The following is a 25857-nucleotide window of genomic DNA, read 5'->3' on the forward strand; positions in this document are numbered from 1 at the left end:
CACGACACCCTAGGGGCGTGGCGTGATAGAGAAGCTTCGACAAGCGCAGCCTGATGGGCTTTTAGGGTGATAGCCCTGGAAGCCATAGGGCCTTTACCCCAGATAGGCCATGTCCTCGGCGCTCAGCTCGATGCTAGCGGCGGCGAGGTTTTCGCGCAGGTGGGCCACCGACGAAGTACCGGGGATGGGCAGCAGCAGGGGCGACTTGTGCAGCAGCCAGGCGATGTTGAGCTGGGCCTCGGTCACGCCTTTTTGCTGGGCTAGCTCGGCGAGCTTGTTGCCGGCCTTGGGCAGGCCGTGCACCAGCGAGAAGAAGGGCACGAACGGAATGCCGTGCTGCTCGCACAGCGGCAGCACTTCGCCGCCGCGGGTTTCGCCGTGGCCGTCGTTTAGGGTGGTGCGCTGGGCGTAGCTGTACATGTTTTCCACGCTGGCTACGTCGCCCAGGGCCAGGGCAGCGGTCAGCTCCTCGGGGGTCACGTTGCTCACGCCCACGTGCTGGATTTTGCCTTCGCGCTGCATATCATACATGGCGCCCATCGACTCCTCGAACGGCACCGCGGCGCCCGGCATCACCCGGAAGTGCACCAGCTGCACGGCCTCTTGCTTGAGGGTGCGCAGATTGCGCTCGATGCTCTGGCGCAGCTGCTCGGGCCGGTTGAAGGGCGGCCAGCTTTTGTCGGCGGGGTTGCGGGTGGCGCCCACCTTGGTGCAGATTACCAAGTCCTTGGCATAGGGATAGAGTGCCTCGGCAATGAGCCGGTTGGTGATGTCGTCGCCGTAGTAGTCGGCCGTATCGATGAAGTTGACACCGTTGGCGATGGCCGTTTTCAGCACTTCCAAGGCCTGCGGCCGGTCGGCAGGCTCGCCCCAGATGCCGGGGCCGGTGAGGCGCATGGCGCCGTAGCCCAGGCGGTTGACGGTGAGCGGCTGGGCCGACTTGGGAGCAATGGTTAGGGTTGACATAAACGAAAGCTTGGGTGGAAAATGAAACGCTGGGGTTATCTGTCGGCTAGGGCCTGGCTGGCCGCGCCGAGCGGCACAAAGGTCTGCGGCATCTTAGCCAGGCTACTGGTGAATACTTCACCTTTTTGCCAGCTCAGCGCCGGCCAGCTACCAGGGACTGATACCAGTTTCGGGGTTATTATCGTCGCTGAAAAACTGGCTTGTGGGGCCATCGGGGCCTAGCACGGCGGCCTTTACTACGCGGGCTGCTGCATCCTGTACGCTGCCGGGGCCGCTGTGGTGGTTGAAATCGGTGGCAGTGTAGCCGGGGTCCACGGCGTTTACCTTGAAGGGCGTGTCGCGCAGCTCGTAGGCCAGCATGATGGTGTAGGCGTTCAGGGCCGCTTTGGAGGGCTGGTAAGCAGCACCTTTCACGGGGTAGTATTTCCAGCTAGGGTCGGTGTGCAGCGTGAGTGAGCCCAGGCCCGACGTGACGTTGACAATGCGCGGCGCGGGCGACTTGCGCAGCAGGTCAAGAAAGGCCTGGGTCACCTCAATTACCCCAAACACGTTGGTATCAAACACCTCCCGGATGGTGCTGAGGCTGGTGCTCGTGGCGGGCTGCGCCATGCCGCCCAAGATGCCGGCATTGTTGATGAGCACGTCGAGCACGTCCGTTTTCTGGCCCAGAGCCGCGCGGGCGGCGGCAATGGAGTCGCTGTCGGTTACGTCGAGCTGAAGCGGCTCGACCTGCGCGAGGCCCTCGGCCTTCAGTTGGTCAGCGGCCTGCTGGCCGTTGTGGGCGTCGCGGCTGCCCAGGTACACATAGTAGCCCTGCTGCAGGAGCTGGCGGGCGGCTTCGAAGCCGATGCTTTTGTTGGCGCCGGTGATGAGTGCTTTTTTCATGGCTGTTAAAAATCAAGTGATTAACAGCACAAAATTACCGGGCCCTAGCGGGGCGGCTGGCACCCATTTCGCGGTACTACTGGTACATTTTGCGGATGCTGGCCCGGTACTCGGCCGGAGTCAGGCCGGTTTCGCGCTTGAAAAAGCGGTTGAAATACGAGGGCTCCGAAAAGCCCAGGTCGAAGGCGATTTCCTTGAGCGCCTGGGGGGTGTAGAACAGCAGGCGCTTGGCCTCCAGCACCAGCCGCTCGTGCAGGTGCTTGATGGCCGACTTGCCGCTCTGCGCCTTCACCACCTCGCTCAGGTGCCCCGCCGAAATGTGCAGCAGCTCGGCGTAGGCGCCTACCTCGTGCAGCTCGCGAAAGTTGTCCTCGATATGCGCCTGATACGCTTTCAGCAGGCGCTGGTCGGCCGAGGGCTCGCCGCCCGGAAACTGCTCGGTGTAGAGCCGGCTCAGGTAGGTGAGCAGCACCAGCAGGTAGGCGCTCAGCATCTGGTGCTGCCACTCGCCGGGGCGCTGGTGCTCGGCTTCGAGCTTGGCCAGCAGGTCGTCTACGATGGCCTCGTCGGCCGGCGTCAGCAGCAGCTCGTGCCCGTGGTGCGGGTTCTGGATGAGCGGCAGGTGGCGCAGGGCCGCGTTTTGCTGCAAGGCCAGAAACTCGTTCGTGAATTGAAGCCGGGTGCCCCAAAACGGCGTCGGCTCCTCCTTCACCAGCATCTGGCTAGGGCTCGAAAAGTACAGCGCGTGGTCCTGGCGCACGTAGGGCACGGCATCGACCCAGTGCCGGCCGCGGGTGTGCTTCGTAAACACGAGCATGTAATAGGCCTTGCGGTGCGGCAGCAGCACGTCGGCCTCGTAGGGCAGCTCGCCTTCCGAGCGCACAATAGAGAAGAAGCTGCTCCCGGTCAGCTCGTCGGGCTCAAACGGGTATATCGGAACCGGCGGCCGGCTGGTGAGCGTCTGCATACCCCAAATTTACGGGCGATTGCAGCGTCCGTTAGCTTACCCGGCTAGTCGAAGAGGTAGCGGCCGGGGCGCAGGGGCTGGGCGGGCAGCGATTCGCCGGCCAGTTCGAGCAGCGTTGTTTCTATCATATAGCTCATGGCATTCAAGGCCAGCGAGTTGGCGCCCAGCCCGAAGGGCTCCTCCAGCTCGCGCATAATGGCATCGAGCGCCATGAAGGTGTAGCCCACAAACACCACGATGAGCGGCGTGAGCCAACCCAGGCTATCGACCAGGCCGAAGGGCAGCAGAAAACAGTAGAGGTACACCGTGCGGTGCAGTATCACGCTGTAGGTGTAGGGGATGGGGGTACCGGCCAGGCGCTCGCAGCCCCCCACGATGTCGGACAATTGGTTGAAATTGTGGTCGAATGCCAGCTGGGTGGTGGTATCGAGCTGGGCATTTTCGCGGGCCTGCTGCACCCAGCGCCCCATTTCCAGCAAGAGCCGCAAGGGTTGGTAGGTGGCCGCCTGCACCGCCTGCGCCAGTGGCGCGGGCAGCAGCCGGGCCAGGTCGGGGGCCGCGTCGGTGTGGCGCAGCTGGTGCTTGAGGGTGTAGGTGAAGGCGATAAGCAGCCGCACAAAGTGCACGCTTGCCTCGGTTGGCTGGGGGTAGGCGCCCAGCGTGAGGGCCTGCCGCGCCAGCGACCGCGTGGTATTCAGCAGCGCCCCCCAAAGCTTGCGCCCCTCCCAGAAACGGTCGTAGCTGGCATTGTTGTAAAAGCCCAGGAAGATGGCCAGCGTGACCCCAAACAAGGTAAACGGCGCGGCCGTGAGCGGCACTTTGTAGTGCAGCACCTGCCCGTGCAGCAGCACTACCCCCACCGACAGCCCAAACAACACCCCTAGCCGCGGCAAAATCTGGGGCAGCACCGAGCCGTGCCACACAAAGAGCAGCCGCCACCAATTGCTTTTATCTCGAATAATCATGGCCCCTGATACGGACCAGCGCCCTAAAAGTAACCGCCCCGTGGGGGCATCGTCAAGCCACCACCTGGCCCACCGGCCCGCAGGGGCACTCGGCCTAGCCGGCGCCAAAGGCGCCCCCCATGCCACCTATCTCCACAATGCTCCTAGTGCCGGGCGCAAGCGAAACTACCGGCTCGCCTTACTTCTGCGGGGTTTTAGCGGCCTCCTGCGCCTTGGCCTTGTCGGCGGCTTTTTTGGCGTTTGCCGCGTCTACGTAGGCTTTAAACAGCTCGCGCCAGTTGCGGCCGTGGGTGTTCAGGTACTCCTCGTTCTTGGATTTATAGATTTCAAAAACCGCTGATATCTCTTTCATATTCTTGAAATCGACGGCCTGCTCCCGCGCCTGCTTCAGGTTGGTCAGTATCACCTGCTCTTCCGTGGGCGTCAGGTTGGGCACGATGGCCTTGTAGCCATTCAGCGTAAACGCCACTTTGCCAATGGTGTATTTATCCAGCACGGCCTCGACCTGCTCGGGCGTCAGCTGCTGGCGCAGGCCGCTCATCAGGTTTTCGTGAATGGCTTTCGGCATGGCCGACACGGCGATAAGCTGCCGGTCCATGGTGCTGAGCGGCTTGCCGGTAGTGGGGTTGATGCCAGCGGGCGTTTCCGTGTACGGGTGCGCGTTGCTGTACGCCCGAATGGCGCGCAGGTGCGTGGCAATTACCTGCTGCACGGCGGCCGCCTTCTTGGCGTCGTTTAGTTGGAGCGAGGCTACCCAGTCGGCCGCTTTTTTGTCTGCCTCTTGGTCAGCGGCGGCTTTCGCGTCCGCGCTCATGGGCGGGGCGGCGGCCGAGCTGGCCGGGGCCTGGCCGTAGGCGGCCGAAGTAGCCCATAAGCCCAGGCCTACTACCCCGGCGGCTGTTTTGAAATAGCTGCTCATACCTGTATCAACGTGTGCTGGCTATGAGGAAAGCCACCGAACTAAGCGCCTCCCGGGCGCCCAAGATACAAGCTTCGTTCAGCCCCTACCCCCTCTAAACACGCCAGCCGCTACCAAAGCGGCAGCGGCTGGGTGATGAATAGCCCGACCTAGGGCAAGCTAGTGCCTGCGAGTCTGCGTGGTTTGGGAGTGGGTGGTCGTTTTCTCTTCTGTTACTACGCTGGGGTGGTCGCCGGCGCTTTTTTGCACAGCATCGGCTTGCTTTTCCAGGTCTTCCGCCTTGGTCTCGGCATTAGCCCGCACTTGCTTGGCGTCGGCACGGGCGCGCTCAGCGTCGGCATCAGCCTGCGCTTTGTCGGCGTCTTTGTGCGCGTTATCAGCCTCGCGCTGCTTCTCCTCTGCTTGATTGCAGCCGCCCAGCAGCAGGCCAGCGGCAAGAATATACATGAAACGGTTAGCCATGGTGTTTTGAGAGTGAAGGTGAACAGGTAGTATTTCTACGCGCCCGCCAGCTAAAATGTTAACAGCCAAAACGTGGCTCAATAGCCTTCAGGCCGGCCTCGCCCTATCCTCTTGTTACCAGCCAACGCTAAGGCCACAATCAATATAAGATTGCCCACTTACTCACCCCGAAAACACGCCAGCCGCTACCAAGGCAGCAGCTGGTGGATAGTGAAATGGGTCAGGTATCCTCCGCAGGGTTCAGCCTGAATGCGGGGACAACATGATATTGTGTTTGTATATCACGCCTACCCCATCTTAGGCAAGTACCGGGCTAGCCGTAGCCGCGGCGGTCGTTTTGCCTACCCGGCCCAGGTGCGTATCCTGAAAGCCGGTGGAATACTTGAGGCCGTAGCCGAGTAGCCGGTCGAAGGCGCTGTGAAACAGCAGTACCGTGCCCACCAGCACCAGCACGGGCTGCCCCAGCACCCAGCCTGCCACGGCGATGGCCAGGGCTTTGTGGTGCGCCAGGTTGTAGCTGGCGGCGCCCACGCGCGGGCCGGCCAGGTAGCCCAGCATGCTCAGGTCGGGCAGCAGGAAGGTGGCCGGCAGCACCCACCAGGCATAGGGCAAGTGGGCAAATACAAATACAGCCAGCAGCAGCTGGGCGAGCTCTTCGAGTTTCAGCAGCGATTTCATGGGCCTAGCGGGGGTTTTGATTGGTGAATTTCAATACCCAAAATTCCGGCGGCCGCTAGCCCCCCAACGATAACAAAAGATAAGAAAACCAGCGCCCCGCGGCTAGTGCCCCCGCGCCACCCGCGCCCGAATGCGGCTCAGCGACACCGGCGTGATGCCGAGGTAATTGGCCACCAGGTGCTGCGGCACCCGCTCCAGAATCTTGGTTTTGCCGCTGGCCAGCAGCGCCCGGTAGCGCTCCTCGGGCGAGAGCATAAGCTGCTCGACGAGGCGGGCATCGGTGCCCAGCAGGTGGTACTCGGCCAGCACCCGCCCAAACCGCTCGTAGGCCGGGCACTCGTCGTAGAGCCGCCGCAGCACCGCGTAGTCAAACACCACCAGGTCGGTATCGGTCAGGGCCTGAATGTTGAGCTGGCTCGGCTGGCCCGTCAGGCAGCTCGCGTAGTCGGCCAGCAGGTGGTTTTCGAAGAAGAAGTACGTGGTGCGCTCCTCGCCATCGGGCCGCAGGTAGTACAGGCGGCAGGCTCCATGGAGCAGCAGGGCTACTTCGGGCCGGTAGCCGCCGGCCTGCACAAAGTGCTGGCCCCGCGCCAGGTGGCACGGGCGCACGGCCCCGGCCAGTAGCAGCCACTCGGCCTCCGTAAGGGTGGGCACGAAGCGGCGCAGGTAAGCAAACAACGGGTGCATGGGCAGGCAGCACTAAACGATGCACCAAAGCTAGTACTTGCTTCAATCAGCTAGCCCCAAAAACACGCCAACCGCTACCGGGGCGGCAGCGGCTGGGAAACTCGGGAATCAGATACGGACTAAGCAGCCTGCCGCCACGGCTGCACTATGGCGGCTACTTCAGCGGCGGGCAGTGTTAAGACGGCTTGCGTGTGCCCATCAAGACCAATGAACTCAACTTCGTAGGCTTCGCCTTGGGCGTGCACTAGCACGACAGTACCCAATGCGCCAGCCGCCAGGCCGCATTCCGGATGGGCTTTTTGCAGTTGCACGGTATCTAGTTCGGCGAAGGGTTTCATTAACGCTGAACACTAGGAGGCTTGTTTGTACTCGGCGCTTGCGGGCAGCTTGCCTATCTTTTTCAAATAGACAAACAACTCTCGCTTCGTCAGTGGCCCGCTGATGCGGCCGGCCTCCCATTCTTCGGGGGTTTTCCCATTCATTGAGAGGTTATTCGGTTTCTTCGGCGAGTCGTCGGAGGATAACGTCTTGGATGGTTTCATAACTAGGGAGGTTTACATCATCGACAACGAGCTGCTGCCCGGTGATGGTAAAAATAACGGAAATAAACTTGCGGCGGTTCGTGTAGCCCGTTACCTCAATTTGCCCATTGGCTTGCAGGTAGGTTTGGGCACGTTCCGATACTTCTATCAAGTCGGTTATCTCGTCTAGCTCAATGCTGACGCTGTGTAACCAATTCAAATTGAGCTTACCGAAGTCAATATCGTAGTTCGTGAACATATCGCAAAGCTACTACGCAGCTAGCCCGCCGAAGCCGAGGTTTCCAAGCGGCTAGGGTACCACCTGCACCCCGCCCGCTCCCCCAAAAACACGCCAGCCGCTACCGGGGGCGGCAGCGGCTGGGGAGGCATCATAAGTCAGAAGGCTAAATAGTAGTTAACCTATCGAAAAGGTTTATTAAATCCCCTTCCGTTTCTACACCCCTTGTAGTTTCCTCGTGAATCTTCCTAGAATAGAAAGGCTTCACTTCAGCAGCTATCGCGTCGGGGCTCCTAGAACACACTGTAAGAGATGTTCCATTTCTATTGAAGTTTCGAGCAATCAGTTTTTTAATATGGGGTTCTGCCTCCATCGAATTACCTAGTATTACTAAGTTATCATACTTCGAGAGACAGGTTCCAAGAAGGTCGAAATACTCTGAAAGAACATTGTCATTTCTGACAATTTCTTCTTTCATCTTAGGGTTATTGAACACCATAACAGGCTCCTCATTATCGAAGCCATCTCGCTTTTTATATGTGCGCCCGTAGATTTTAGAGAACTTGTAAGACCCATGCAAATGAGCTAGAATTAGCTTGTTGCCATGAGTATATTCTGGAACCATCTCTAATGTGCTCAGCGGACCAGACTTTGCAAACCCATCACTGAACATAAATCCACCACGAGGCCACGTTGTCAGAGTGTCCAAGATACCATCATAGTTTGTAGTGAAAATACTAACCTTAGAGAGGTTTTTATCCCGAATCATTTGCTCTAATTCAGTTGTAAGATTCGGAAAGTAGGTTCTTACACGACCATAAGCAGCACTGTTCTCATGCTCTTGAAATTCCTTCGCTATCTCCCTAATTTTATTTAGCAGGAAGCCACTAAATACCGTGTTAAGTTTTGCTATGTCTTCTTTAGGCAGGATTTTTTCAAAGCCATCCATGCTCGAAAACAGGTTGATAACTGTATAAATCAACCTTATCAAATCCTCGTCAGATATTTTGATACCTTTTTCAGCAAAATGCTCGTGAAAAGCTTTAAAAGCATCGTCAAACTTCTTCCACAGAGCTGTAATAGCCCGAATGCTATCGGCTGTCTCTCTTTTAGTTAGAATCTGCTTTGCAGTTAGGTCGCGAGTAGGTATTTTGCGGATGATATCTTCAACAAGATAATTAAATCCGTTACCAACAATGAACGCGATACTCATTCTTTAGTGAATTTAAGGCCATAGAAAAGGCGTGTTGATAACACGCCTTTTCTTTTATTTACTACGATTTACTTACGACCCGCATGCCTCGCAGGCATCCGGATTATCGAGCGAGCAGGCCATGTCGCTTTGGTTCTGGGCGACGTCGGCGTACATGGGCTCCAGGGTTTCGGCGGCTTGCTTTTCCACCGTAAACTTGATGGCGTCGGCGGCGGCTTTGGTGCGCAGGTAGTACATGCCGGTTTTGAGGCCGCGCTTCCAGCTGTGGAAGTGCATGCTGGTGAGCTTGCCAAAGTTGGGGTTCTGCACGTGCAGGTTCAGGCTCTGGCTCTGGCAGATGTAGGCGCCCCGGTCGGCGGCCATGTCGATGATGGTGCGCTGCGAAATCTCCCACACCGTCTTGTACAGGTCCTTGATGTGCTGCGGCACGCGGGCAATGCCCTGCACCGAGCCATTGGCCGCGATGATGTCCTGCTTCATCTGCTCGTTCCAGAGGCCCAGCTTCACCAGGTCCTTCAGCAGGTGCTTGTTCACCACCATAAACTCACCGCTGAGCACACGCCGCACATAAATGTTGCTGGTGTAGGGCTCAAACGACTCGTTGTTGCCCAGAATCTGGGCGGTGCTGGCGGTAGGCATAGGGGCTACCAGCAGCGAGTTGCGCACACCGTGCTCCACTACCTGGCCACGCAGCGTGTCCCAGTCCCAGCGGCCAGACTTGGGCGTTACGCCCCAGAGGTCAAACTGGAACTTACCCTCGCTCAGGGGCGAGCCGGGGAAGGTTTCGTAGGCGCCATCCTTGATGGCGAGGTCCTTCGAGGCCGTCATGGCCGCGAAGTAAATCGTCTCGAAGATGTCCTCGTTCAGGCCCTTGGCTTCGTCGCTCTCGAAGGGCATGCGCAGGGCAATAAACGTATCGGCTAGGCCCTGCACGCCCAGCCCGATGGGGCGGTGGCGGAAGTTGGAGCGCTCGGTTTCGGGCACCGGATAGTAGTTCACGTCGATTACCTTGTTGAGGTTCAAGGTAGTCTGGTAGGTTATCTCGAACAGCTTATCGTGGTCGAAGCGCAGGTTGCCGTGGCTGTCTTCCACGAGGTAGCGGGGCAGCGCCAGCGAGGCGAGGTTGCACACCGCAATCTCGTCCTTGTCGGTGTACTCCATAATCTCGGTGCAGAGGTTGCTGCTCTTAATCGTGCCGAGGTTCTGCTGGTTGCTCTTGCCATTGGCGGCGTCCTTGAAGAGCATGTAGGGCGTGCCCGTCTCGGTCTGGCTTTCCAGGATGTGGAACCACAGCTCCTGCGCCTTGATGGTCTTGCGGCCACGGCCTTCGCGCTCGTACTTGGTGTAGAGCTTCTCAAACTCGGGGCCCCAGGTGGTGTCGAGGCCGGGGCACTCGTGGGGGCACATCAGCGTCCAGTCGCCGTTGGCTTCCACGCGCTTCATGAACAAGTCGGGCGTCCAGAGGGCGTAAAACAAGTCGCGGGCGCGCATTTCCTCTTTGCCGTGGTTCTTCTTCAAGTCCAGGAATTCGAAAATGTCAGCGTGCCAAGGCTCCAGGTAAATGGCGAAGGCGCCCTTGCGCTTGCCGCCGCCCTGGTCCACGTAGCGGGCCGTGTCGTTGAATACCTTCAGCATCGGCACCAGGCCGTTGGAGTTGCCGTTGGTGCCCTTGATGTAAGAGCCCGTGGCGCGCACGTTGTGCACGGCCAGCCCAATGCCGCCCGCGCTCTGCGAAATCAGCGCGCAGTCCTTCAGCGTCTCGTAGATGCCCTCAATCGAGTCGTCCTTCACCGTGAGCAGGAAGCACGAAGACATCTGCGGCTTGGGCGTGCCGGCGTTGAACAAGGTCGGCGTGGCGTGGGTCATCCAGCGCTCGCTCATCATGTTGTAGGTCTTGATGGCCGAGTCGATGTCGTCCTTGTGGATGCCCACCGACACGCGCATCAGCATGTGCTGGGGCCGCTCCACCACCTTGCCATCGAGGCGCAGCAAGTACGAGCGCTCCAGGGTCTTGAAGCCGAAGAAGTCGTAGTTGTAGTCGCGGTCGTAGATAATGGCCGAGTCCAGGGTGTGCGCGTGCTTGTGAATCACCTCCCACACGTCCTTGGCAATCAGCGAGGCGTTGTCGCCATTCTTGGGGTCCTCGTAGGTGTAGAGGCGCTTCATGGTGCTCGAAAACGACTTCGAGGTCACCTTGTGCAGGTTGCTCACCGCGATGCGGGCCGCCAGGATGGCGTAGTCCGGGTGCCGGGTGGTCAGCGAAGCGGCCGTCTCGGCCGCCAGGTTGTCGAGCTCGACGGTCGTCACGCCATCATAGATGCCGTCGATGACCTTCTTGGCCACCTCAATCGGCGACACGAAATTTTGATTAAGCCCGTAGCAAAGTTTTTCGATGCGGGCGGTGACTTTGTCGAACTTGACCGACTCGCGGCGGCCATCGCGTTTGATTACAAGCATGTTATAACGGGAGCTGGGGTGAGCGGAGAATACTAATGTAGCTAGCCTCACTATCGAAGCCGCGGTGCTTTAAAGCCGGAAATTAGTTCCCTTGTTTGGGAGTGCAAAGGGAAAACTTTAGAAGTTTTCCACATAGCCTGAAAATGAGGCTGCCCGGCCGTTTTTTGCGAAAACAGCCGGGCAGCCAAGCCGTGCGCTAAGCTTTTTTTGCGTATATCCAGTGGCCTCTCTTAGTGGTGGCAGGCTAGCAGACAGGCGCTAGCCCCTAGTGCCGACACGGCACCTGTTACCAGCGCCGCGCTAGTCACGAGCGGCCCAAAGGCTTTACAAAAGCAGCTTTGAAAAAGCCGTTTGCCATTCACTACCAGCCGGCGGCAGAAGACGCGGGGCGTCCGGCTAGGGGCAACCTGACCGGGCCAACATCATTGGGTTGGTGCAGAAGTCATGAGCGGGCAGGATGGTAGTCAAACCAACGGCAGCAGCCGCTTGTACATACTGCACTGCCCAAAAAGTCATCCCGCTTATGTCCGACGCCCGTCCGCCCCTCCCGCCGTTCACCTTCGAAACCGCCACCCAAAAAGCGCGCTTGGCCGAAGACGCCTGGAACTCGCGCGACCCCGCCCGCGTGGCCCTGGCCTACACCGAGGCCAGCCAGTGGCGCAATCGTAGCGAGTTTTTCAGCGGCCGCGAAGCCATTGAGCAGTTCCTCACCCGCAAGTGGCAGAAGGAGCACGCGTACCGCCTCATCAAGGAATTATGGGGCTTCCACGAAAACCGCATTGCGGTGCGCTTCCAGTACGAGTACCACGACGCAGCCGGCCAGTGGTTCCGCGCCTACGGCAATGAGCAGTGGGAATTTGACGCGCTAGGCCTCATGCAGCGCCGCGAAGCCAGCATCAACGATGTGGCCATTGCGGAGAGCGAGCGCAAGTTTCACTGGCCGCTAGGGCCGCGCCCAGCTGAGCACCCGGGGCTGACGGAGCTGGGGATGTAGCGCTCCCGCCAGAACGTTAATACATTCCCACAAAAAAGCCCTGACTTCCAAAAGAAGTCAGGGCTTTTTCTAACTGGTAGTAAACCTTAAAAATCCTCGTCGAGCGAGAACATATTGTCGGCGCGCTCGGTCATTACGCCGGCTTTCTGGTACTCGGCCACGCGCTTCTCGAAGAAGTTGGTTTTGCCCTGCACCGAAATCATTTCCATAAAATCGAAGGGGTTGCTGGCGTTGTAAATCTTGCTGCACCCTAGCGACACGAGCAGGCGGTCGGCCACAAACTCAATGTACTGGCTCATGGTGCGGGCGTTCATGCCGATGAGGCTGACGGGCAGCGCGTCGGTCACGAACTCCTGCTCAATGGTCACCGCATCGCGGATGATTTCCTGCACGCGGGCTTCGGGCAGCTTGTTTTGCAGGTAGCTATAAAGCAGGCAGGCAAAGTCGCAGTGCAGCCCCTCATCGCGCGAAATCAGCTCGTTAGAGAAGGTCAGGCCCGGCATCAGGCCACGCTTCTTGAGCCAGAAGATGGAGCAGAACGAGCCCGAGAAGAAGATGCCTTCCACGGCCGCAAAGGCAATGAGGCGCTCGGCGAAGTTCTCGGAGTTAATCCACGTCAACGCCCACTGGCCCTTGCGCTGCACGGCCGGCACGGTTTCAAGGGCATTAAAGAGGTAGTCCTTCTCCTTGGGGTCTTTGATGTAGGTATCAATCAGCAGCGAATAGGTCTCGCTGTGAATGTTTTCCATCATAATCTGGAAGCCGTAGAAGCAGCGCGCCTCGGGCATCTGCACTTCCTGCATGAAGTTGATGGCCAGGTTCTCGTTCACGATGCCATCGCTGGCCGCGAAGAAGGCCAGCACGTGCTTGATGAAGTGGCGCTCGTTGTCGTTCAGGCCGTTCCAGTCTTTCTGGTCCTGCGAGAGGTCGATTTCCTCGGCTGTCCAGAACGAAGCTTCCGCCTTCTTGTAGAACTCCCACACCTGCGGGTTCTGGATGGGGAAGAGGACAAACCGGTTGGGGTTTTCGGCGAGTAGAGGCTCCATAAAACGTAACGGATTTCGGGATTGACGAAGTGACGAGCTAGCGAGCTAACCAAAAGGGCTAGCGGTTGTTCGGTTCCGGTCCGGCCGGTCTTCAAAGATAGCCGCGCAACCCCCTAGCCGAAAATGCCGTTTACCCTTGCCGGCTCTGAAAGCTAAGCCAGCTTACTCTGAGTAGCGCATGAAGTAATTGGGGCGAAACGACCGATTTTTAGCTACTTATCCACATTTTTTCTGTTGATAACATCGTTTGTCCACATAAAAGGGGCCGTTATCCGCATCATCTTGCTTTCAGGCACTTAGCCTCTTCCACAAAAAAACTGCTTGAAGCAGGGCTATTTTTTGCCCAGTGGATGATGATTAATGACTTAGGTTTGGTTTTACCGAAAAGGCGCCGTACTTTTGCGTTCCCTTTTGAGAAACCTCCAGCGGAAATAAGATGTACGCCATTGTTAATATCGCCGGCCAACAGACTAAGGTTGAGGCTAATAAATTTGTTTACGCCCAGCGTCTGGCCGGTAATGTCGGCGACTCGGTAGAGCTGGGCAACGCCCTGCTGACCGATGACAACGGCACCATCAGCGTAGGCGCTCCTACCCTGGACGTAGCCGTGAAAGGCACTATCGTAGCCCATGTGCAGGGCGACAAAGTGCTGGTGTTCAAGAAGAAGCGCCGTAAGGGCTACAAGAAGCTGAATGGCCACCGCCAGCAGTTTACCAAAGTTCTGATTAACAGCATCGGCTAGTAATTTTGAAGGGTGAGTGTTGAGTTTTGAGTGTGCTACTAGTAACTCAACCTTATTCATTCAACATTTAAAATTCAGCATTCAAAATTTAATATACCATGGCACACAAAAAAGGCGTAGGCTCGTCTAACAACGGCCGTGAATCGCATAGCAAACGCCTCGGCGTGAAAATCTTCGGTGGGCAGTCGCTCATCGCTGGCAACATCATCGTGCGTCAGCGTGGCACCAAGCACCACCCTGGCACCAACGTAGGCATCGGCAAAGACCACACGCTGTTTGCGCTGGTTGATGGCACCGTGCAGTTCAAAATTGGCCGCGGTGACCGTTCGTTCGTGTCGGTAGTGCCCGCTGCTACTGAAGCCGCTGCCGCTTAATTGCTACACCGCTGCTTACCAGCTTGAAAAAGGCTGCTCCTTCCCGGAGCAGCCTTTTTTGTGTTGTCAGCGAGTATCAGTAGCACGGCAGCGCTAAAGTCCGAAGAAAAGCCGGATGGTAGCCTGCCCACCCACATTCCAGCGGCTAGCAGGGCGCTCGAAGTTGTAGTAGGCAGGGGCTAGCACACCGGCGCCAGCGCTTAGGTCGTACCAGGAATGGCCCCGTAGGCGGTGCTGCACGCCCCACAGCGCATACACGCCCGGTGTGAGCACGGCCGGCGTCGTGCGCCGGCGACCGCTCCCGCTGGTCGTTACCCAACGGGCATCGGTGAGCTGCTCCCACTCGGCGCTGCCCTCTAGTGCCAGGTAGCGGCCGAAGGGTGAGGCAGTGCGCGCTGCGTGCCCATAATAATAGCGCACCCCGAGCGCCACGCCCGCGGCTGTTACGGCATTGGCCTGGGCACCCCGACGGCGCCCGCTGCTGGAGCTAGCCGACAGGTCTGTTTCGAGCTGGGTGTAGAAGCCCAGGCGCGGCGCTACCCGAAACTCGGCCCCTAGTGAGAGCGGCAGCAAAAACTGCCACGACTTGCTATCGTGCGCGTAGCGAAAATGGGTGAGGCGCAGGCCGGCTTTAAAGAGCAGCGGGTGCGGGTGCCGCACCGAATCGGGGGCTAGCTGCTGCGCGTGGACAGCGCCCGCCGCCAACAAGCCAGCACCTAGTAACAGGCCTTTAAGAAAGTAGCGTTGGGGCATAAGCTATAAGTTTTACGACTGAAAATCAGCACTAAGCTACTGACGGCTAGCCGAAAAACAGCGGCCCCTCCCGGCTTATTATTTGAGTTGGCTCGCTAGCTCGTTGAGCGCTTGGCTAACCTGTGCGGCGTGACTCACAATAAGAAAATGCCCCGCGCCGGGCACGACATAGTCGATGGGGGCCGCCCCGGCGGGCAGGAGCCGGTCGCGCGTGCCATGCAGGCGCACCGCGCCGGGCAAGCCCGGTCCCTGCCAAGCCAACAGTTGCCCGGTAGCCCAACTGGCGAAAACGGGGTCGGTGTCGCGCAATATCTGGTGTAGCAGGCGATACTCGGTGCCACCCCTTGCCCCGAAAAACCATTGGGCCAGCCGCGGCAGGCAGCTTATTAAGCCAAACGGCACCAGCCGGTGCAGCCCAGCCGCGCCCGCTAGCCGCAGCACCGGCGCCAGCTCATGCGGGCCCCCGAGGCTGGAAATGAGCACTACCCGGGCCATGGGCCTCAGCCGGGCTATTTCCTGGGCCAGCAGCCCGCCAAACGATACGCCCACCAGCCAGCAGGACTCGGCTAGGGGCACCGACTCGGCCAGTCGGGCGGCGTAGTGCATCAGCGGCTCGGTAGGCGACTGTGGAGCCAGCCAGTTTAAGATGTGAACGGTGCCGTGCAGCCGCAAGCGCCGAAAAACGCGCTCATCGGCCCCTAGCCCCGGAATGAGGTACCACATTTTCAATGGTTAATTTAGTAATGCTTAATGACATACCAGCTCAACGCACTTAATTAACCATTGACCATTAATAACTTAACTATTAGAATCAGGGGGCTAGCCGGGCGTAGATGCCTTCGAGGTAGAAGATGTTGTGCGGCTGGGGGTCGTCGGCTTCGTCGGCATCGGCCGGGAAGGTGACGGCCAGCTTGAGCGCCACGCCGGGCAGCGGTACGGGTGGGCTGTCCTCGGTGGTATATTCGAGCAAGCAGGGCCACTGCTCGGTGGTGGCCAGGGCGTCGGCTACTTCTTCGGCCAAGGCCTCGGCGCGGTCGCCGGCCACGCGCAGCAGCGTGTCGAGGGCCTGGAAGGGCAGGCCGAGGTGGAAGAAATGGTCGTCGTCATCACGAAACGTAGTGGCCCAGATGGTTACGTCGTCGGTATTGTCGAAGACGATGGCCGTGAGCTGGACTTGCTCCACAAAAAAGTCGTCGTTGCTGACCAGGGCATCGCTCAAAAGCTTCACGGCTGTGCAGGGAAAGGTGGGACGAAGGATACGGCAGCCCGCCCGGCTGCCGCCGCAAGCTACACCGCAGCGGCCGGCGCGTCGGCAAATAGCGCCAACGTAATGTGGTCGGCGAGTAGCTTGCCGGCATCGGTGAGGCGCAGCACCTGGTCATCGAGCGTAGCCATGCCCTGGGCCGTAAGGCTAGCCAGGTAATCGGCGCGCTCAGCTAGCAGATTGAGGCCCAAGGCGTCGCGCAGGTGCGCCAGGTCACAGCCCCGGCTAGTGCGCAGGGTAGTGAGCAAGTATTCGTTGGCCTGGTCGAGGGGCGAAAGCTGCTCCACAGTGGCGGGCACTTCGCCGCGCTCGAGCACGGCGGCCACGTACTGCGGGTTGTTGGCTACCGCATACTGGCGGCTGCGGCCATCGAACGAGTGCGCGCTGGGGCCTAGCCCGAGGTAAGGCACGCCGCGCCAGTAGTTGGCATTGTGCCGGCTCTCGCGGCCAGGCTGGCAGAAGTTGCTGATTTCGTACTGCTCGTAACCGTGTGCTCGCAGCTGGCCTAGCAGCATCTCAAACTGCGTGGCTACAAACTCATCGGGCGGCGCCACGAAGGTGCCTTTTTGGAGGCGGCGGCCAAAAGCCGTGTCGGGCTCAATAGTAAGCGCGTAGGCCGACACATGCGGCACCTGCAGTTCAAACAGCCTAGCCAGGTCTTCCTGCCAGATGGCGTGGCTCGGGGCTGGCACACCATATATAAGGTCCACGGAAATATTCTCGAAGCCCGCCGCCTGTGCGGCCCGCACAGCCTGCCAAGACTCCTGGGCCGAGTGGGCGCGGTTCATCAGGCGCAGGTGCGGCTCGTGGAAGCTTTGCAAGCCGATGCTGAGGCGGTTGATGGGCGAGGCCGCCAGCTCGGCCAGCTTGGCGGGGCTGAGGTCGTCGGGGTTGGCTTCGAGGGTAATTTCGGCCTGCGGCGCCACCACAAAGTGGGTATGAATAGCCTCAAAAATGCGGGCTAGCTCGGCGGCCGTGAGCAGCGAGGGCGTGCCGCCGCCAAAGTAGATGGTTTCGAGCGGCGCAGCGGGGTCGGGCAGGTACTGTTGGCGCAGCGCCATTTCCTTCACCAGGGCCTCTACAAAGCGGCTTTTCAACCCTAGCGAGGTGCTAAAGTGAAAATCGCAGTAGTGGCAGGCCTGCTTGCAAAACGGAATGTGGAGGTAGAGGCCGGGCATGAGCGGGTAGAAAGCGCAATTTTTGCGGGCGCGAATAGCTTATAACAGTCAGCGACTGCGCCGAATTCAACAAAAATCGGGCTCCTGAAATTAAAAAACGCCCGGCGCGTTTGCGTTCCCGACGATGGCCCGACTCGCTACCCTGTTTTTGTGCGGCTGCTGGCTGGTGCTGCTCAGCATCGGGCTAGCCCGTGCCCAAACGCCCGATGCCGGGCCGGGCGTGGCCGTACCCAACGCGCCGGGCCTGGCTTCCCCTCCCCTGCCGCCCCCGGCTAGCCCCCAGCCAGCCGCCCCCAAGGCCCGCCAGCTAAGCCGGCCGCGGATACTGAAACTAGAAGCCGAGCCGGGCGGGCAGGCACTGGTGCGCCGCCTGCACCCGCGCACTACCGTGCCCGATTCGCTCACGGCGCTGCGCACGGTGCGCGAGCTGGTGCTAGCCCTCCAGGCCGATGCCTACCTCACAGCCTCGGCCGACGAAATGCGCTGGGGCCGCGACACAGTGCGCGTGCGCCTCTACGTGGGCGAGCAGTTTCAATGGGCCTACCTGCATAATGGCAACCTCGGTGATGGCCTGCTGACCCGCGCCGGCTACCGCGAAAAGTTCTTTCGGCGCACGCCCTGGCACCCGGCCGACTGGGCCGCACTGCAAGAACGCGTGCTCACGGAAGCCGAAAACCAGGGGTACCCTTTCGCCACCATCGGCATCGACTCGCTGCGCATGAGCGGGCGCGACATCGCGGGCCGGGTGGTGCTCAAGCGCGGGCCGGCGGTTTACTTCGACTCGCTGCAAATAGTCGGCACCAGCAAAACCAAGAAGCGCTTTCTCACTAAATACCTGCAGCTGATGCCGGGGCAGCCCTACAGCCAGCAGCGCGTGGTTGCCGCCGCGGCCCTGCTGCGCCAGCTACCCTACGTGCGCCTGCGCGCCGAGCCCGAGGTGCGGTTTGCCAAGAACCGGGCGCGGGTGTATTTGCTGCTCGACGAGCGTCCGTCCAACCAGTTCGATGCCATTGTGGGGCTCTTGCCCAATACCAACGGGGCTAGTGGGGTGCAGTTTACCGGCGATGTGACCATCAACCTACGCAACCTGCGCGGCGGCGGCAAGCAGGTGGGCTTGCAGTGGCGCAAGACCGACGCCATCTCGCAGCTACTCGATGCCAGCTACTTACATCCTAATATCTTCGGCACGCCCCTCGAAGTGGGGGCCACGTTCAACCTCTATAAGCAAACCGGCAATTATCTCACTATCCGTCCGCGCCTGCAGGTGAGCTACCCCACGGCGCGGGCCGGCCGGCTCACGTTTTTTGCCGAGCAGCGCAGCTCGCGCCTGCTGCTCGATAGCGCCGCCTACGCCAACCTGGGCACCCTGCCCAACTACCTCGACTCGGAGTATAATTCCTACGGCCTGGGCTACTCGCGCGCCGACCTCGATGACTTGTATTTTCCGCACCGGGGGCTGTTTGTGAGCGCGCAAGGCGGCGTGGGCACCAAGACTATTCGGCGCAACGCCTCTATCAGTGAAGCACTTTACGACGGCCTGGCGCTACGCTCGACGCAGTACAGCTTTAGCGGGCGCGCCGAGCGCTACTGGGCACTGGGCCGGCAGGGCGTGCTACTGGTGCGGGCGCGCGGCGAAGGCTTGTTCAACCAGCAGTTTTTCCTCAACGACTTGTTTCGGCTAGGGGGCCTCAACTCACTGCGCGGCTTCCAGGAAAATCAGTTCTACACGAATGCCTACGGGGTGGGCACGATAGAGCTGCGGCAGTTTACCGGTCCCGAGGGCTACGTGTTTGTCTTTGCCGACCAGGCCTTGCTGCAAGCCTACAACTTTACCACTACCCAGCTTAGCACGCACACCCTCGACTCGCCCACCGGGCTAGGGGCCGGCCTGAGCTTTCGCACGGCGGCGGGCTTGTTTCAATTTGTGTATTCGGTGGGCCGGTCGGAGTTTCTGAATACCGGCTTTTCGCTGTCAAATTCCAAAATTCACTTTGGCCTGACCAGTCGTTTTTAGCGCGGCTCAGACTTTGTCATCCTCATTTGCACCTCCTGTATATGACCTGGCAAGCACCAGCTACTGCCACATCGGCGGATTTCCGGCCAGGGTGTCACTTTTAGGCTAACCTACTGAGTGAAAAGCAGTCACAACGTCTGGATGTCAGCACAGGCAGCATCTTGTAGAAGCTGGTACGTGGTTTGATTAAACAGACCCGAAGCCACCTAATAAGGCTCTTTGTTATGAAACTTATCAGCCGCGAATTTATCCGTACTATCGCCCCCCAGCTCGACCTGCTGAACACTATCGGCGGTGGCGTGGCTCAGCCGAAGCTGCACGTCAACCAGCGCCCGAAGGGTGTGGTACTGCACGTGGCCATGCCGAGCGTGCCGGCCGAAAGCTTTCACGTAGTGCTGAAGGACAGCAAGCTCACCGTATATGGCGAGTTCCGCCACACGCCCGAGGACCAGCTTGCCGCTCCGCTGTTTGTGCAAACCCTCGACCTGCCCCAAAACCTTGACCTGATGAGCATCAACGCTACCCACGACAATGGGGAGCTGCGCGTGGCCATCCCGTTCCGCGATGCGGAGGCTAGCCAGCCCCGCGAGATTGACATCCAGCCGGGCAGCTAGGCTGCCCGGCCCGTCGATACGGCCGGGACCGACCGGCCACTTTCTCTTTCCGCGATAACGCCGGGACCGACCGGCGCCCTTGGTTTCACCCTCTTGAGAGCCTCTGCGATGAGCAGAGGCTTTGTTATTTCCGTTCAGTAAAAGAGCGGAATGAGCAGCCCGAACCCTACCAGCAGGCTCAGCAGCAGCCAGCCCACCAGCTGGCCCCGGTAGCGGCGCGGCAGCTTGTTGCTGAGCACCAGCACGGCCGCCAGCACCAGCGCCAGGTGCAGCACCAGAAACGTCACCGTCTTGACCCAGTTGCTGACGATGGTGTTGTTGGGTTGGTATTGATTGGACTCGCCAAGGCCCGCTGTGGCAAAGCTCAACAAGTAAAAAGCAGCTACTTCAAAGGCTATGAAGCTTATCAGCCCCACGAGCAGGGCTAGCGGGCCCGATTTTTCGCGCAAGTCGGCCATATACTCAAAAAGCTAGGGCAAGGGCCGGCCCAATACCTCGGCCGTGCGCAGGCGCACGTACAGGTCCTCCACCTTGGCCCGCGCCCAGGGCGTGCGCCGCAGAAAAGTGAGGCTGGATTTTACGCTCGGGTTCACGGCAAAGCAATTGAGCTTGATGCGCTCGTCGAGGCCGGTAAAGCCGTAGTGTGCCACCAAGTAGTCGAGAATAGTGGCCAGGGTTACGCCGTGTAACTCACGGATTAAATGGCCGTTGGCATCGCGGGCATCGGGCATAAGCAGCAGCAGAAAATGAACCAGCCATGAAGCTGGCGGCTTTATACCTGCAAGCTACGGCCGCGCCCGGCATACGCCCGGCGGCGGGCCGTGCGTTACTTTTGGCCTGCTGCCCATGCCCATGCCCGCCAAGTCGTTGTCTGCTGCTGCCCCGGCTACCGCGCCGCGCCGCGCCCCCCGGCGCGGGCGCTGGCGGCGCTGGGTACTGGCCGGGCTGCTGCTGGGGCTGCTGGGTGGCGGCGTTTACTACCTGCGCCACCAGCGCCAGCTCAACCGCTACGCCCGGCGCACTTGGGCCACGCTCACCACCCGCTACCTCACGGGCCACGAGAGCACGCCGCTGCTAGCCGGCTACTCGGTGCACGGCATTGACGTATCGGCCTACCAGGGGCATATCGACTGGCCCGAGGTGGCTCGCCAGCACGTGCGGTTTGCCTTTATCAAGGCCAGCGAAGGGGCCACCCTGCGCGATGCACGCTTTGGGCGCAACTGGCGCGAGGCCCGGGCGGCGGGCATTCTGAGCGGGGCCTACCACTACTTTCAGCCTAGCCGCGACGGCCACGAGCAGGCCAGCCTCTTTATTCGCACGGTGCCCATCCGGCCCGGCGACTTGCCCCCGGTGCTCGACGTGGAAGCGCCGCGCTTTCACGACGTAGCCGAAATGCGCCGCGAAGTTCGCGAGTGGCTGCAGACTGTCGAAACCCACTATAAGGTGCGGCCCATTCTGTATTCCAACTACACTTTCTACCGCCACTACCTGGCCGGGCACTTCGACGACTACCCGCTGTGGCTGGCTCACTACGAAGTAGACCGCCCCGCCCTGCCCGCCGAGCGCTGGATTATCTGGCAGCACTCCGACGAAGCCTACGTGCCCGGCATTCGGGGCACCGTCGATTTCAACGTGTTTCAGGGTAGCTACGCCGCTTTGCAGGCGCTGCGCGTGGCACCCGCGCCGGCCCCGGCTAGCCCCCCACCAGCGGCTGCCCCCAAAAAAGCCGCCCGGCCCGGCAGCTTTCGCAAGCTGCTGAACCGGGCGGCCGAGTTGGTGCGGCGCTAGGCGAAAGCCTACATTTTGGCCTTCATCTTTTCGCCGGCCATTTTCTCTTTGTGCATTTTACCATGCATTTTGCTGTGCATCATCTTATTCTCTTTCTTCTCCTCCATTTTGCTCTCCTTCTTCTCTTCCATTTTGCTACCTTCTTTCATAGGAGTAGTTTGGGCATGAGCAGTAAAGAACAGACCCGACAGTACAAGGCCAGCAGCGAGTTTAAGGGTATTTTTCATGAGTTAGGTGTTAAGGGAAGGAAATGATTTCAGCCGAAAGATGAGCGTTAATTCCTGCATACTGCGTGAAGCCCCGATGAATACCCTAATTATGCACCACTCCTCCACCAGGCTAGCTCACACTTTTTTCATTATCAGTCTACTAGCCTTTCTGGTTTCGGCTTGTGGCACCAGCAAATCGGCGTTCACCGAATCGGGCCAGGGCTCGTACTACGCCGATAAGTTCAATGGCCGGGCCACAACCAGCGGCGCGATTTACCGGCCCGGCCGGCTCACGGCCGCCCACAATACGCTGCCCTTTGGCACCCGCATCAAAGTGACCAACATCCGCAACGGCCACTCGGTAAAAGTGGTGGTGAACGACCGTGGCCCGCACGCCAAAGGCCGCATTGTCGATGTGTCGAAGCGCGCCGCCCGCAAGCTCGACCTCATTGATGCGGGCGTGGTGCCCGTGCGGCTCAAAGTGCTGCGCATGGGCCCAGTGGCGCACAAGGGCCGCTAGGCCCAGCCGCTGGCAGCATGCCTGCTAAGTAACAAGTAACAGCAACAACTAAAAGCGGCCCCTGCCGGGTGGCAAGGGCCGCAATGCACCATTTTTGCACCATGAATATTCGCAAGCAGCTAACCTGGACGCCGCCCGCAGGCGCCAACCGCTTTTCGGCTCTCGACAGCTTCGTGCAGGCCGCCGAAGACGAGGACTGGACCGAGGCCGAAGTCCAATTTGTCATCGACGAGGTAGTAGAGGCCCGCGACGATGCCGAGGGCCTGGCCATTATGGTTGGCTACACGCAGCCCTGGCGCTAGCGGCCGGCTTTGGCCTTTGCTTTGGCGGCTTCTTTCTCCGCTTTTTCGCGCTCCTTTTCGGCTTTTTCGCGGGCTTTCTCCAGCTCCTTGCGCTTGCCGGGGTGCTTGAGGTCGTAGGCTACGAGCTTGCGCACGCTATCGGCTTCTACCATCTCGCGCTTGCTGGTAATTCGGCCGGTCAACGATACATAGTCCCCCTCCGCCAGCTGCGTGGTTGCACCCTCTACGCTGGTAACCTGGCCTTTAGTAGTAATAAGCGTGCCATTCAGCAGGCGCTTATCTTGCTCAATGGGCGCCGTGCGGCCGAGCTCGGTCAGCACCATGCGGCCGTCTTGCAGGGTCAGGCCGTCTTTTGCCATCACGCCGTTGGTTTTGGCGCGGGTGGGCGCTGCGGCGCCGGCACGGCGCGGCGCTACTACGCGGCGGGGGGCTAGCACCCGGCGGGCCGCCGGGTTTTGGGTAGCGGGCGAGGTGGGCGTAGTGGCTGCCGGCGCGGGCGTAGCAGCTGCGGGCGTGGGCTGCGTTTGCGCCTGGCTTTCGAGTGTAACCAGCATAGCGCTACCGAGTAGCAAGGCCGGAATAAGTAGCTTCATCGACTGTAAAAGAATTGGTTAAGAATACTATAAAAAAACTGCGAAGGTAAAAGTACACAAAACTGTGCCAGAGCTGAGTATCAGACCGGCGGCAAGCAAAATTTAGCTGATTTTTAGCTTACAAGCACGCCTGTTTAAAGCCTGGAGTATGTGTAAAATACAAATCTACACTACCCAACGCATTTTTGCTGGCTCAACACAACCGGCTTTTTCCGCGTTCAATGAAAGCCCCACCTGGCTACTTGTTGCCTCGCTGACTGTTCTTCACCATGGACTATAAAGATTATTATAAAATTCTGGGCGTCGAAAAAACGGCGACGACCGAGCAGATAAAGAAGGCCTACCGCAAGCTGGCGCGTCAGTATCACCCCGATGTGAACCCCAACGACGCCACGGCCGAGCAAAAATTCAAGGAAATAAACGAAGCCAACGAAGTGCTCTCCGATGCCGAGAAGCGGCAGAAATACGACCAGCTAGGGGCCGACTACGCCCGCTACCAGCAGGCGGGCGCCGGGCGCGGCCAGGGCGCGGGCGGCTTCGACTGGAGCCAGTATGCGCAAGGCGGCGGAGGCGCCGCCGGGGGCTTTGGGGGGTTTGGCGGCGGGCAGTTTGGCGGCGAAGAAGCCGACTTTTCGGATTTCTTCAGCTCGCTCTTCGGTGGCATGGGCGGCGCAGGCGGTGGCGGGCGCAGCACCCGGCCCGGCGCCGGCCAGGACTACCAGGCCGAGTTGGAGCTGAGCTTGCAGGAAGCCTACGATGGCGGGCCGCGCACCATCACGGTGAATGGCAAGAACCTGCGCATCACCATTCAGCCGGGTGTGGCCGACGGGCAGACTATCCGGCTGCGCGACCAGGGCGGCCCGGGCCGCAACGGCGGGCCCAACGGCTCGCTGCTCATTACGTTCCGCATCTTGCCCGATGCCCGGTACGCCCGCACCGGCGACGACCTGACCCAGGATGTGCCCGTGCCGCTATACCGCGCCCTGCTAGGGGGCGAGCAAACGGTGGAAACCCTCGGCGGCCCCGTTAAAATCAAGCTCAAGCCCGAAACGGCCAACGGCAGCCGCCTACGCCTGCGCGGCAAAGGCTTCCCGGTGTATCGCGAGAAAGACCAGCACGGCGACCTCTACCTGCGCCTCAACGTGCAGCTACCCACCAACCTTACAGAGGAAGAGCGCGGGCTCCTTCAGCAGCTGGCCAAGCTGCGCGGCGAAGCATAGCCCCGTCAATTCTTACCCCTCAGCTAGCCCCTTATTCTTATGGAAACCCGCGTTTTGCTGCTCACTTTTCAGGAAGTTGATGCCCGCTACGGCCTGGGCCGCGCCGAACTGCGCCAGTTTGTCGACCTGGGCCTGCTGCGCCCCGCCCCGGCCCCCGATACCATCGAGGTAGAAGAGCCCGACGAGTTGCTGCCTCGCCTGGCGCGCCTGCACCACGGCCTGGGCCTCGCCCCTGAGGCCATCGACCTGGTGCTGCTGATGCGCCAGCGCCTACTGGGGCTGCAAGCCGCCCTGGCCCGCGAAACCGCCCGCGCCCGCCAGCTCGAAAACTTCCTGCACGGCTCCGGGCCGCTGCTGGGAGAATGAGTTTGAGAGCCGGAAAGAAATAAGCAGGCGGCGTGAAGAATTTCCTAAGTGGTGATTCTTCACGCCGCTTACTTATTTGCTTCTACCCTCCTACTGCCAGCGCCAGCAGTAAGCCCCCTAGCGTGGCCGTGAGCTTGGGCCAGTTGAGGCGATGCTCGGGGCTGGTTTCAAACAGAATAGTAGTTGACACGTGCAGAAACGTGCCCGCCACAAAGCCCAGCAGCGCGGCGTAAACGCCGCTGCCCAGCAGTTGCTCCAGCACGATGTAATTGCTGAAAACAAGGCCCGCCGGGGAGGCTAGCGCAAACACCAGCAGCCATGGCAGCACTCGCCTGAACGAGCCCAGCCGCAGCCGCAGCAGCGTGGCCAGCGCCACGGCGGCCGGCACATGGTGCAGGGCCACCCCCAGCACCAGCGCATAAAAATGCTCACCGATTTCGCCGCTGCCGGCGCCCCGCACCAGGATGCTGCCTTCGAGCACCGAGTGCACTACTAAGGCCAGCACCAGCAGCAGCGGCACCCGGCCTTTTTCGGTGGCATCGGGGGCGTGCACGTGGCCGTGCTCAATGCCCTGCGAGAGCACCTCTAGCAATAATTGCCCAAAAAAGCCGGCCAGCACCCAGTAGCCCACGCGCTGCGGCGTGGCTGGCAGCAGCGTCAGGGCTTCGGGCAGGATGTGCGTGATAGTGAGCGCAAATAAATAAGCCCCGCTAAAAGCCAGCAGGGGCTTGAGCCACTGCGCAGTGCGCGCCGCCGGCACCCTACTTACTAACAAGCCCGCCCCCAGCACCGCTGCGGTCAATAAAACTATCGCAATCCACATAAGGCTCTTAAACAGCAAAGCTTGCAGCAATGTTGCGATTAATTTCGCAACATTGCTGCAAGCTTAAGAAGCAGTATTTCTAGTGCTGGTGAGCTAGAG

32 protein-coding genes are annotated in these 25857 nt (G+C 60.0%); 10 read left to right on the plus strand and 22 right to left on the minus strand.

Annotated features, from left to right (window positions below; all coding sequences use genetic code 11):
* Positions 1 to 93: 93 nt before the first annotated feature.
* From J4D99_RS21010 to J4D99_RS21065, 12 genes are all read right to left on the minus strand, one after another.
* A complete protein-coding gene (locus J4D99_RS21010; RefSeq protein WP_208133716.1) occupies positions 94 to 966 on the minus strand; it encodes an aldo/keto reductase in 873 nt (290 codons plus the stop codon).
* 147 nt (positions 967 to 1113) lie between these two features.
* The gene (locus tag J4D99_RS21015) at positions 1114 to 1851 is read right to left on the minus strand and encodes an SDR family oxidoreductase (RefSeq protein ID WP_208133717.1); all 738 of its coding nucleotides are present in this window, start codon (positions 1849 to 1851) and stop codon (positions 1114 to 1116) included.
* A gap of 76 nt (positions 1852 to 1927) precedes the next feature.
* Positions 1928 to 2818 (minus strand): AraC family transcriptional regulator, encoded by an 891-nt coding sequence (locus J4D99_RS21020; protein ID WP_208133718.1) that lies wholly within the window; start codon positions 2816 to 2818, stop codon positions 1928 to 1930.
* A 44-nt stretch (positions 2819 to 2862) separates the two neighbouring features.
* Positions 2863 to 3783: a bestrophin family protein gene (locus J4D99_RS21025; RefSeq protein ID WP_208133719.1), complete on the minus strand. Its 921-nt coding sequence runs from the start codon at positions 3781 to 3783 to the stop codon at positions 2863 to 2865.
* A 178-nt stretch (positions 3784 to 3961) separates the two neighbouring features.
* Entirely contained in the window at positions 3962 to 4702 is a 741-nt protein-coding gene (locus J4D99_RS21030) for a DUF3826 domain-containing protein (protein ID WP_208133720.1), read from the minus strand.
* A 159-nt stretch (positions 4703 to 4861) separates the two neighbouring features.
* Positions 4862 to 5164 carry a hypothetical protein gene (locus J4D99_RS21035; RefSeq protein ID WP_208133721.1) on the minus strand — a complete coding sequence of 101 codons (303 nt, stop codon included), beginning with the start codon at positions 5162 to 5164 and terminating at the stop codon, positions 4862 to 4864.
* A gap of 297 nt (positions 5165 to 5461) precedes the next feature.
* Positions 5462 to 5842: a DUF4260 domain-containing protein gene (locus J4D99_RS21040; RefSeq protein ID WP_208133722.1), complete on the minus strand. Its 381-nt coding sequence runs from the start codon at positions 5840 to 5842 to the stop codon at positions 5462 to 5464.
* Between the two features lie 102 nt (positions 5843 to 5944).
* Entirely contained in the window at positions 5945 to 6529 is a 585-nt protein-coding gene (locus J4D99_RS21045; RefSeq protein ID WP_208133723.1) for a Crp/Fnr family transcriptional regulator, read from the minus strand.
* Positions 6530 to 6648: 119 nt separating this feature from the next.
* Positions 6649 to 6867, minus strand: coding sequence for a DUF4926 domain-containing protein (locus tag J4D99_RS21050; protein ID WP_133656047.1), 219 nt, complete (start codon positions 6865 to 6867; stop codon positions 6649 to 6651).
* Positions 6868 to 7018: 151 nt separating this feature from the next.
* Positions 7019 to 7309: a hypothetical protein gene (locus J4D99_RS21055; RefSeq protein ID WP_208133724.1), complete on the minus strand. Its 291-nt coding sequence runs from the start codon at positions 7307 to 7309 to the stop codon at positions 7019 to 7021.
* Positions 7310 to 7454: 145 nt separating this feature from the next.
* The gene (locus tag J4D99_RS21060; RefSeq protein WP_208133725.1) at positions 7455 to 8501 is read right to left on the minus strand and encodes a hypothetical protein; all 1047 of its coding nucleotides are present in this window, start codon (positions 8499 to 8501) and stop codon (positions 7455 to 7457) included.
* 72 nt (positions 8502 to 8573) lie between these two features.
* Positions 8574 to 10958, minus strand: coding sequence for a ribonucleoside-diphosphate reductase subunit alpha (locus tag J4D99_RS21065; protein WP_208133726.1), 2385 nt, complete (start codon positions 10956 to 10958; stop codon positions 8574 to 8576).
* 523 nt (positions 10959 to 11481) lie between these two features.
* Between J4D99_RS21065 and J4D99_RS21070 the strand changes: the two genes are divergently transcribed.
* The gene (locus J4D99_RS21070; RefSeq protein ID WP_208133727.1) at positions 11482 to 11952 is read left to right on the plus strand and encodes a nuclear transport factor 2 family protein; all 471 of its coding nucleotides are present in this window, start codon (positions 11482 to 11484) and stop codon (positions 11950 to 11952) included.
* Between the two features lie 86 nt (positions 11953 to 12038).
* Here J4D99_RS21070 and J4D99_RS21075 read toward each other — a convergent pair whose 3' ends face one another.
* Positions 12039 to 12998: a ribonucleoside-diphosphate reductase small subunit gene (locus tag J4D99_RS21075; protein WP_208133728.1), complete on the minus strand. Its 960-nt coding sequence runs from the start codon at positions 12996 to 12998 to the stop codon at positions 12039 to 12041.
* Positions 12999 to 13434: 436 nt separating this feature from the next.
* On the opposite strand from J4D99_RS21075, the gene rplU reads away from it, so the two are divergent.
* Positions 13435 to 13740, plus strand: a complete 306-nt coding sequence (gene rplU / locus J4D99_RS21080) for a 50S ribosomal protein L21 (RefSeq protein WP_208133729.1) — start codon at positions 13435 to 13437, stop codon at positions 13738 to 13740.
* Positions 13741 to 13838: 98 nt separating this feature from the next.
* The gene (gene rpmA / locus J4D99_RS21085; protein ID WP_208133730.1) at positions 13839 to 14114 is read left to right on the plus strand and encodes a 50S ribosomal protein L27; all 276 of its coding nucleotides are present in this window, start codon (positions 13839 to 13841) and stop codon (positions 14112 to 14114) included.
* Positions 14115 to 14207: 93 nt separating this feature from the next.
* Here rpmA and J4D99_RS21090 read toward each other — a convergent pair whose 3' ends face one another.
* The 4 genes from J4D99_RS21090 to hemW form a co-directional block, all read right to left on the minus strand.
* A complete protein-coding gene (locus tag J4D99_RS21090; protein WP_208133731.1) occupies positions 14208 to 14867 on the minus strand; it encodes a hypothetical protein in 660 nt (219 codons plus the stop codon).
* A gap of 78 nt (positions 14868 to 14945) precedes the next feature.
* A complete protein-coding gene (locus tag J4D99_RS21095; protein WP_208133732.1) occupies positions 14946 to 15590 on the minus strand; it encodes an alpha/beta hydrolase in 645 nt (214 codons plus the stop codon).
* 88 nt (positions 15591 to 15678) lie between these two features.
* Positions 15679 to 16095: a hypothetical protein gene (locus J4D99_RS21100; RefSeq protein ID WP_208133733.1), complete on the minus strand. Its 417-nt coding sequence runs from the start codon at positions 16093 to 16095 to the stop codon at positions 15679 to 15681.
* Between the two features lie 59 nt (positions 16096 to 16154).
* Entirely contained in the window at positions 16155 to 17309 is a 1155-nt protein-coding gene (hemW, locus tag J4D99_RS21105; RefSeq protein ID WP_208133734.1) for a radical SAM family heme chaperone HemW, read from the minus strand.
* Between the two features lie 124 nt (positions 17310 to 17433).
* On the opposite strand from hemW, the gene J4D99_RS21110 reads away from it, so the two are divergent.
* Both J4D99_RS21110 and J4D99_RS21115 read left to right on the plus strand, forming a co-directional pair.
* On the plus strand, positions 17434 to 19323 hold the full coding sequence (locus tag J4D99_RS21110) for a BamA/TamA family outer membrane protein (protein ID WP_208133735.1): 1890 nt from the start codon (positions 17434 to 17436) through the stop codon (positions 19321 to 19323).
* Positions 19324 to 19547: 224 nt separating this feature from the next.
* Entirely contained in the window at positions 19548 to 19937 is a 390-nt protein-coding gene (locus J4D99_RS21115; protein WP_208133736.1) for an Hsp20/alpha crystallin family protein, read from the plus strand.
* Between the two features lie 134 nt (positions 19938 to 20071).
* Here J4D99_RS21115 and J4D99_RS21120 read toward each other — a convergent pair whose 3' ends face one another.
* The gene (locus J4D99_RS21120; RefSeq protein WP_208133737.1) at positions 20072 to 20395 is read right to left on the minus strand and encodes a hypothetical protein; all 324 of its coding nucleotides are present in this window, start codon (positions 20393 to 20395) and stop codon (positions 20072 to 20074) included.
* 12 nt (positions 20396 to 20407) lie between these two features.
* Complete coding sequence (locus tag J4D99_RS21125) at positions 20408 to 20668, minus strand: VF530 family protein (RefSeq protein ID WP_208133738.1); 261 nt, start codon at positions 20666 to 20668, stop codon at positions 20408 to 20410.
* Between the two features lie 115 nt (positions 20669 to 20783).
* Here J4D99_RS21125 and J4D99_RS21130 point away from each other — a divergent pair, with 115 nt between their 5' ends.
* Positions 20784 to 21725 carry a glycoside hydrolase family 25 protein gene (locus tag J4D99_RS21130; RefSeq protein WP_208133739.1) on the plus strand — a complete coding sequence of 314 codons (942 nt, stop codon included), beginning with the start codon at positions 20784 to 20786 and terminating at the stop codon, positions 21723 to 21725.
* Positions 21726 to 21733: 8 nt separating this feature from the next.
* Here J4D99_RS21130 and J4D99_RS21135 read toward each other — a convergent pair whose 3' ends face one another.
* A complete protein-coding gene (locus J4D99_RS21135; RefSeq protein ID WP_208133740.1) occupies positions 21734 to 21952 on the minus strand; it encodes a hypothetical protein in 219 nt (72 codons plus the stop codon).
* 76 nt (positions 21953 to 22028) lie between these two features.
* On the opposite strand from J4D99_RS21135, the gene J4D99_RS21140 reads away from it, so the two are divergent.
* The gene (locus J4D99_RS21140) at positions 22029 to 22454 is read left to right on the plus strand and encodes a septal ring lytic transglycosylase RlpA family protein (protein WP_236018791.1); all 426 of its coding nucleotides are present in this window, start codon (positions 22029 to 22031) and stop codon (positions 22452 to 22454) included.
* Between the two features lie 101 nt (positions 22455 to 22555).
* Positions 22556 to 22756: a hypothetical protein gene (locus J4D99_RS21145; protein ID WP_208133741.1), complete on the plus strand. Its 201-nt coding sequence runs from the start codon at positions 22556 to 22558 to the stop codon at positions 22754 to 22756.
* Here J4D99_RS21145 and J4D99_RS21150 read toward each other — a convergent pair.
* Positions 22753 to 23349 (minus strand): DUF6799 domain-containing protein, encoded by a 597-nt coding sequence (locus J4D99_RS21150; RefSeq protein ID WP_208133742.1) that lies wholly within the window; start codon positions 23347 to 23349, stop codon positions 22753 to 22755. The two genes, J4D99_RS21145 and J4D99_RS21150, sit on opposite strands and share 4 nt — an antisense overlap.
* Positions 23350 to 23618: 269 nt before the next feature.
* Here J4D99_RS21150 and J4D99_RS21155 point away from each other — a divergent pair, with 269 nt between their 5' ends.
* Both J4D99_RS21155 and J4D99_RS21160 read left to right on the plus strand, forming a co-directional pair.
* Positions 23619 to 24569, plus strand: a complete 951-nt coding sequence (locus tag J4D99_RS21155; protein WP_208133743.1) for a DnaJ C-terminal domain-containing protein — start codon at positions 23619 to 23621, stop codon at positions 24567 to 24569.
* A gap of 39 nt (positions 24570 to 24608) precedes the next feature.
* A complete protein-coding gene (locus J4D99_RS21160; protein ID WP_208133744.1) occupies positions 24609 to 24935 on the plus strand; it encodes a chaperone modulator CbpM in 327 nt (108 codons plus the stop codon).
* Positions 24936 to 25017: 82 nt separating this feature from the next.
* Here the strand turns inward: J4D99_RS21160 and J4D99_RS21165 are convergent, their stop codons facing one another.
* Positions 25018 to 25758 (minus strand): ZIP family metal transporter, encoded by a 741-nt coding sequence (locus J4D99_RS21165; RefSeq protein ID WP_208133745.1) that lies wholly within the window; start codon positions 25756 to 25758, stop codon positions 25018 to 25020.
* Positions 25759 to 25857: the final 99 nt, after the last annotated feature.

Origin of the sequence: Hymenobacter sp. BT559 (assembly GCF_017571525.1) — a bacterium.
Taxonomy (GTDB): domain Bacteria; phylum Bacteroidota; class Bacteroidia; order Cytophagales; family Hymenobacteraceae; genus Hymenobacter; species Hymenobacter ginsengisoli.

Excerpts from the sequence above, each read along its gene's own strand:
- J4D99_RS21010 (WP_208133716.1), bottom strand. The coding sequence starts at position 966 with ATGTCAACCCTAACCATTGCTCCCAAGTCGGCCCAGCCGCTCACCGTC.
- J4D99_RS21015 (WP_208133717.1), bottom strand. The coding sequence starts at position 1,851 with ATGAAAAAAGCACTCATCACCGGCGCCAACAAAAGCATCGGCTTCGAA.
- J4D99_RS21020 (WP_208133718.1), bottom strand. The coding sequence starts at position 2,818 with ATGCAGACGCTCACCAGCCGGCCGCCGGTTCCGATATACCCGTTTGAG.
- J4D99_RS21025 (WP_208133719.1), bottom strand. The coding sequence starts at position 3,783 with ATGATTATTCGAGATAAAAGCAATTGGTGGCGGCTGCTCTTTGTGTGG.
- J4D99_RS21030 (WP_208133720.1), bottom strand. The coding sequence starts at position 4,702 with ATGAGCAGCTATTTCAAAACAGCCGCCGGGGTAGTAGGCCTGGGCTTA.
- J4D99_RS21035 (WP_208133721.1), bottom strand. The coding sequence starts at position 5,164 with ATGGCTAACCGTTTCATGTATATTCTTGCCGCTGGCCTGCTGCTGGGC.
- J4D99_RS21040 (WP_208133722.1), bottom strand. The coding sequence starts at position 5,842 with ATGAAATCGCTGCTGAAACTCGAAGAGCTCGCCCAGCTGCTGCTGGCT.
- J4D99_RS21045 (WP_208133723.1), bottom strand. The coding sequence starts at position 6,529 with ATGCACCCGTTGTTTGCTTACCTGCGCCGCTTCGTGCCCACCCTTACG.
- J4D99_RS21050 (WP_133656047.1), bottom strand. The coding sequence starts at position 6,867 with ATGAAACCCTTCGCCGAACTAGATACCGTGCAACTGCAAAAAGCCCAT.
- J4D99_RS21055 (WP_208133724.1), bottom strand. The coding sequence starts at position 7,309 with ATGTTCACGAACTACGATATTGACTTCGGTAAGCTCAATTTGAATTGG.
- J4D99_RS21060 (WP_208133725.1), bottom strand. The coding sequence starts at position 8,501 with ATGAGTATCGCGTTCATTGTTGGTAACGGATTTAATTATCTTGTTGAA.
- J4D99_RS21065 (WP_208133726.1), bottom strand. The coding sequence starts at position 10,958 with ATGCTTGTAATCAAACGCGATGGCCGCCGCGAGTCGGTCAAGTTCGAC.
- J4D99_RS21070 (WP_208133727.1), top strand. The coding sequence starts at position 11,482 with ATGTCCGACGCCCGTCCGCCCCTCCCGCCGTTCACCTTCGAAACCGCC.
- J4D99_RS21075 (WP_208133728.1), bottom strand. The coding sequence starts at position 12,998 with ATGGAGCCTCTACTCGCCGAAAACCCCAACCGGTTTGTCCTCTTCCCC.
- rplU (WP_208133729.1), top strand. The coding sequence starts at position 13,435 with ATGTACGCCATTGTTAATATCGCCGGCCAACAGACTAAGGTTGAGGCT.
- rpmA (WP_208133730.1), top strand. The coding sequence starts at position 13,839 with ATGGCACACAAAAAAGGCGTAGGCTCGTCTAACAACGGCCGTGAATCG.
- J4D99_RS21090 (WP_208133731.1), bottom strand. The coding sequence starts at position 14,867 with ATGCCCCAACGCTACTTTCTTAAAGGCCTGTTACTAGGTGCTGGCTTG.
- J4D99_RS21095 (WP_208133732.1), bottom strand. The coding sequence starts at position 15,590 with ATGTGGTACCTCATTCCGGGGCTAGGGGCCGATGAGCGCGTTTTTCGG.
- hemW (WP_208133734.1), bottom strand. The coding sequence starts at position 17,309 with ATGCCCGGCCTCTACCTCCACATTCCGTTTTGCAAGCAGGCCTGCCAC.
- J4D99_RS21110 (WP_208133735.1), top strand. The coding sequence starts at position 17,434 with ATGGCCCGACTCGCTACCCTGTTTTTGTGCGGCTGCTGGCTGGTGCTG.
- J4D99_RS21115 (WP_208133736.1), top strand. The coding sequence starts at position 19,548 with ATGAAACTTATCAGCCGCGAATTTATCCGTACTATCGCCCCCCAGCTC.
- J4D99_RS21120 (WP_208133737.1), bottom strand. The coding sequence starts at position 20,395 with ATGGCCGACTTGCGCGAAAAATCGGGCCCGCTAGCCCTGCTCGTGGGG.
- J4D99_RS21125 (WP_208133738.1), bottom strand. The coding sequence starts at position 20,668 with ATGCCCGATGCCCGCGATGCCAACGGCCATTTAATCCGTGAGTTACAC.
- J4D99_RS21130 (WP_208133739.1), top strand. The coding sequence starts at position 20,784 with ATGCCCATGCCCGCCAAGTCGTTGTCTGCTGCTGCCCCGGCTACCGCG.
- J4D99_RS21135 (WP_208133740.1), bottom strand. The coding sequence starts at position 21,952 with ATGAAAAATACCCTTAAACTCGCTGCTGGCCTTGTACTGTCGGGTCTG.
- J4D99_RS21140 (WP_236018791.1), top strand. The coding sequence starts at position 22,029 with ATGAATACCCTAATTATGCACCACTCCTCCACCAGGCTAGCTCACACT.
- J4D99_RS21145 (WP_208133741.1), top strand. The coding sequence starts at position 22,556 with ATGAATATTCGCAAGCAGCTAACCTGGACGCCGCCCGCAGGCGCCAAC.
- J4D99_RS21150 (WP_208133742.1), bottom strand. The coding sequence starts at position 23,349 with ATGAAGCTACTTATTCCGGCCTTGCTACTCGGTAGCGCTATGCTGGTT.
- J4D99_RS21155 (WP_208133743.1), top strand. The coding sequence starts at position 23,619 with ATGGACTATAAAGATTATTATAAAATTCTGGGCGTCGAAAAAACGGCG.
- J4D99_RS21160 (WP_208133744.1), top strand. The coding sequence starts at position 24,609 with ATGGAAACCCGCGTTTTGCTGCTCACTTTTCAGGAAGTTGATGCCCGC.
- J4D99_RS21165 (WP_208133745.1), bottom strand. The coding sequence starts at position 25,758 with ATGTGGATTGCGATAGTTTTATTGACCGCAGCGGTGCTGGGGGCGGGC.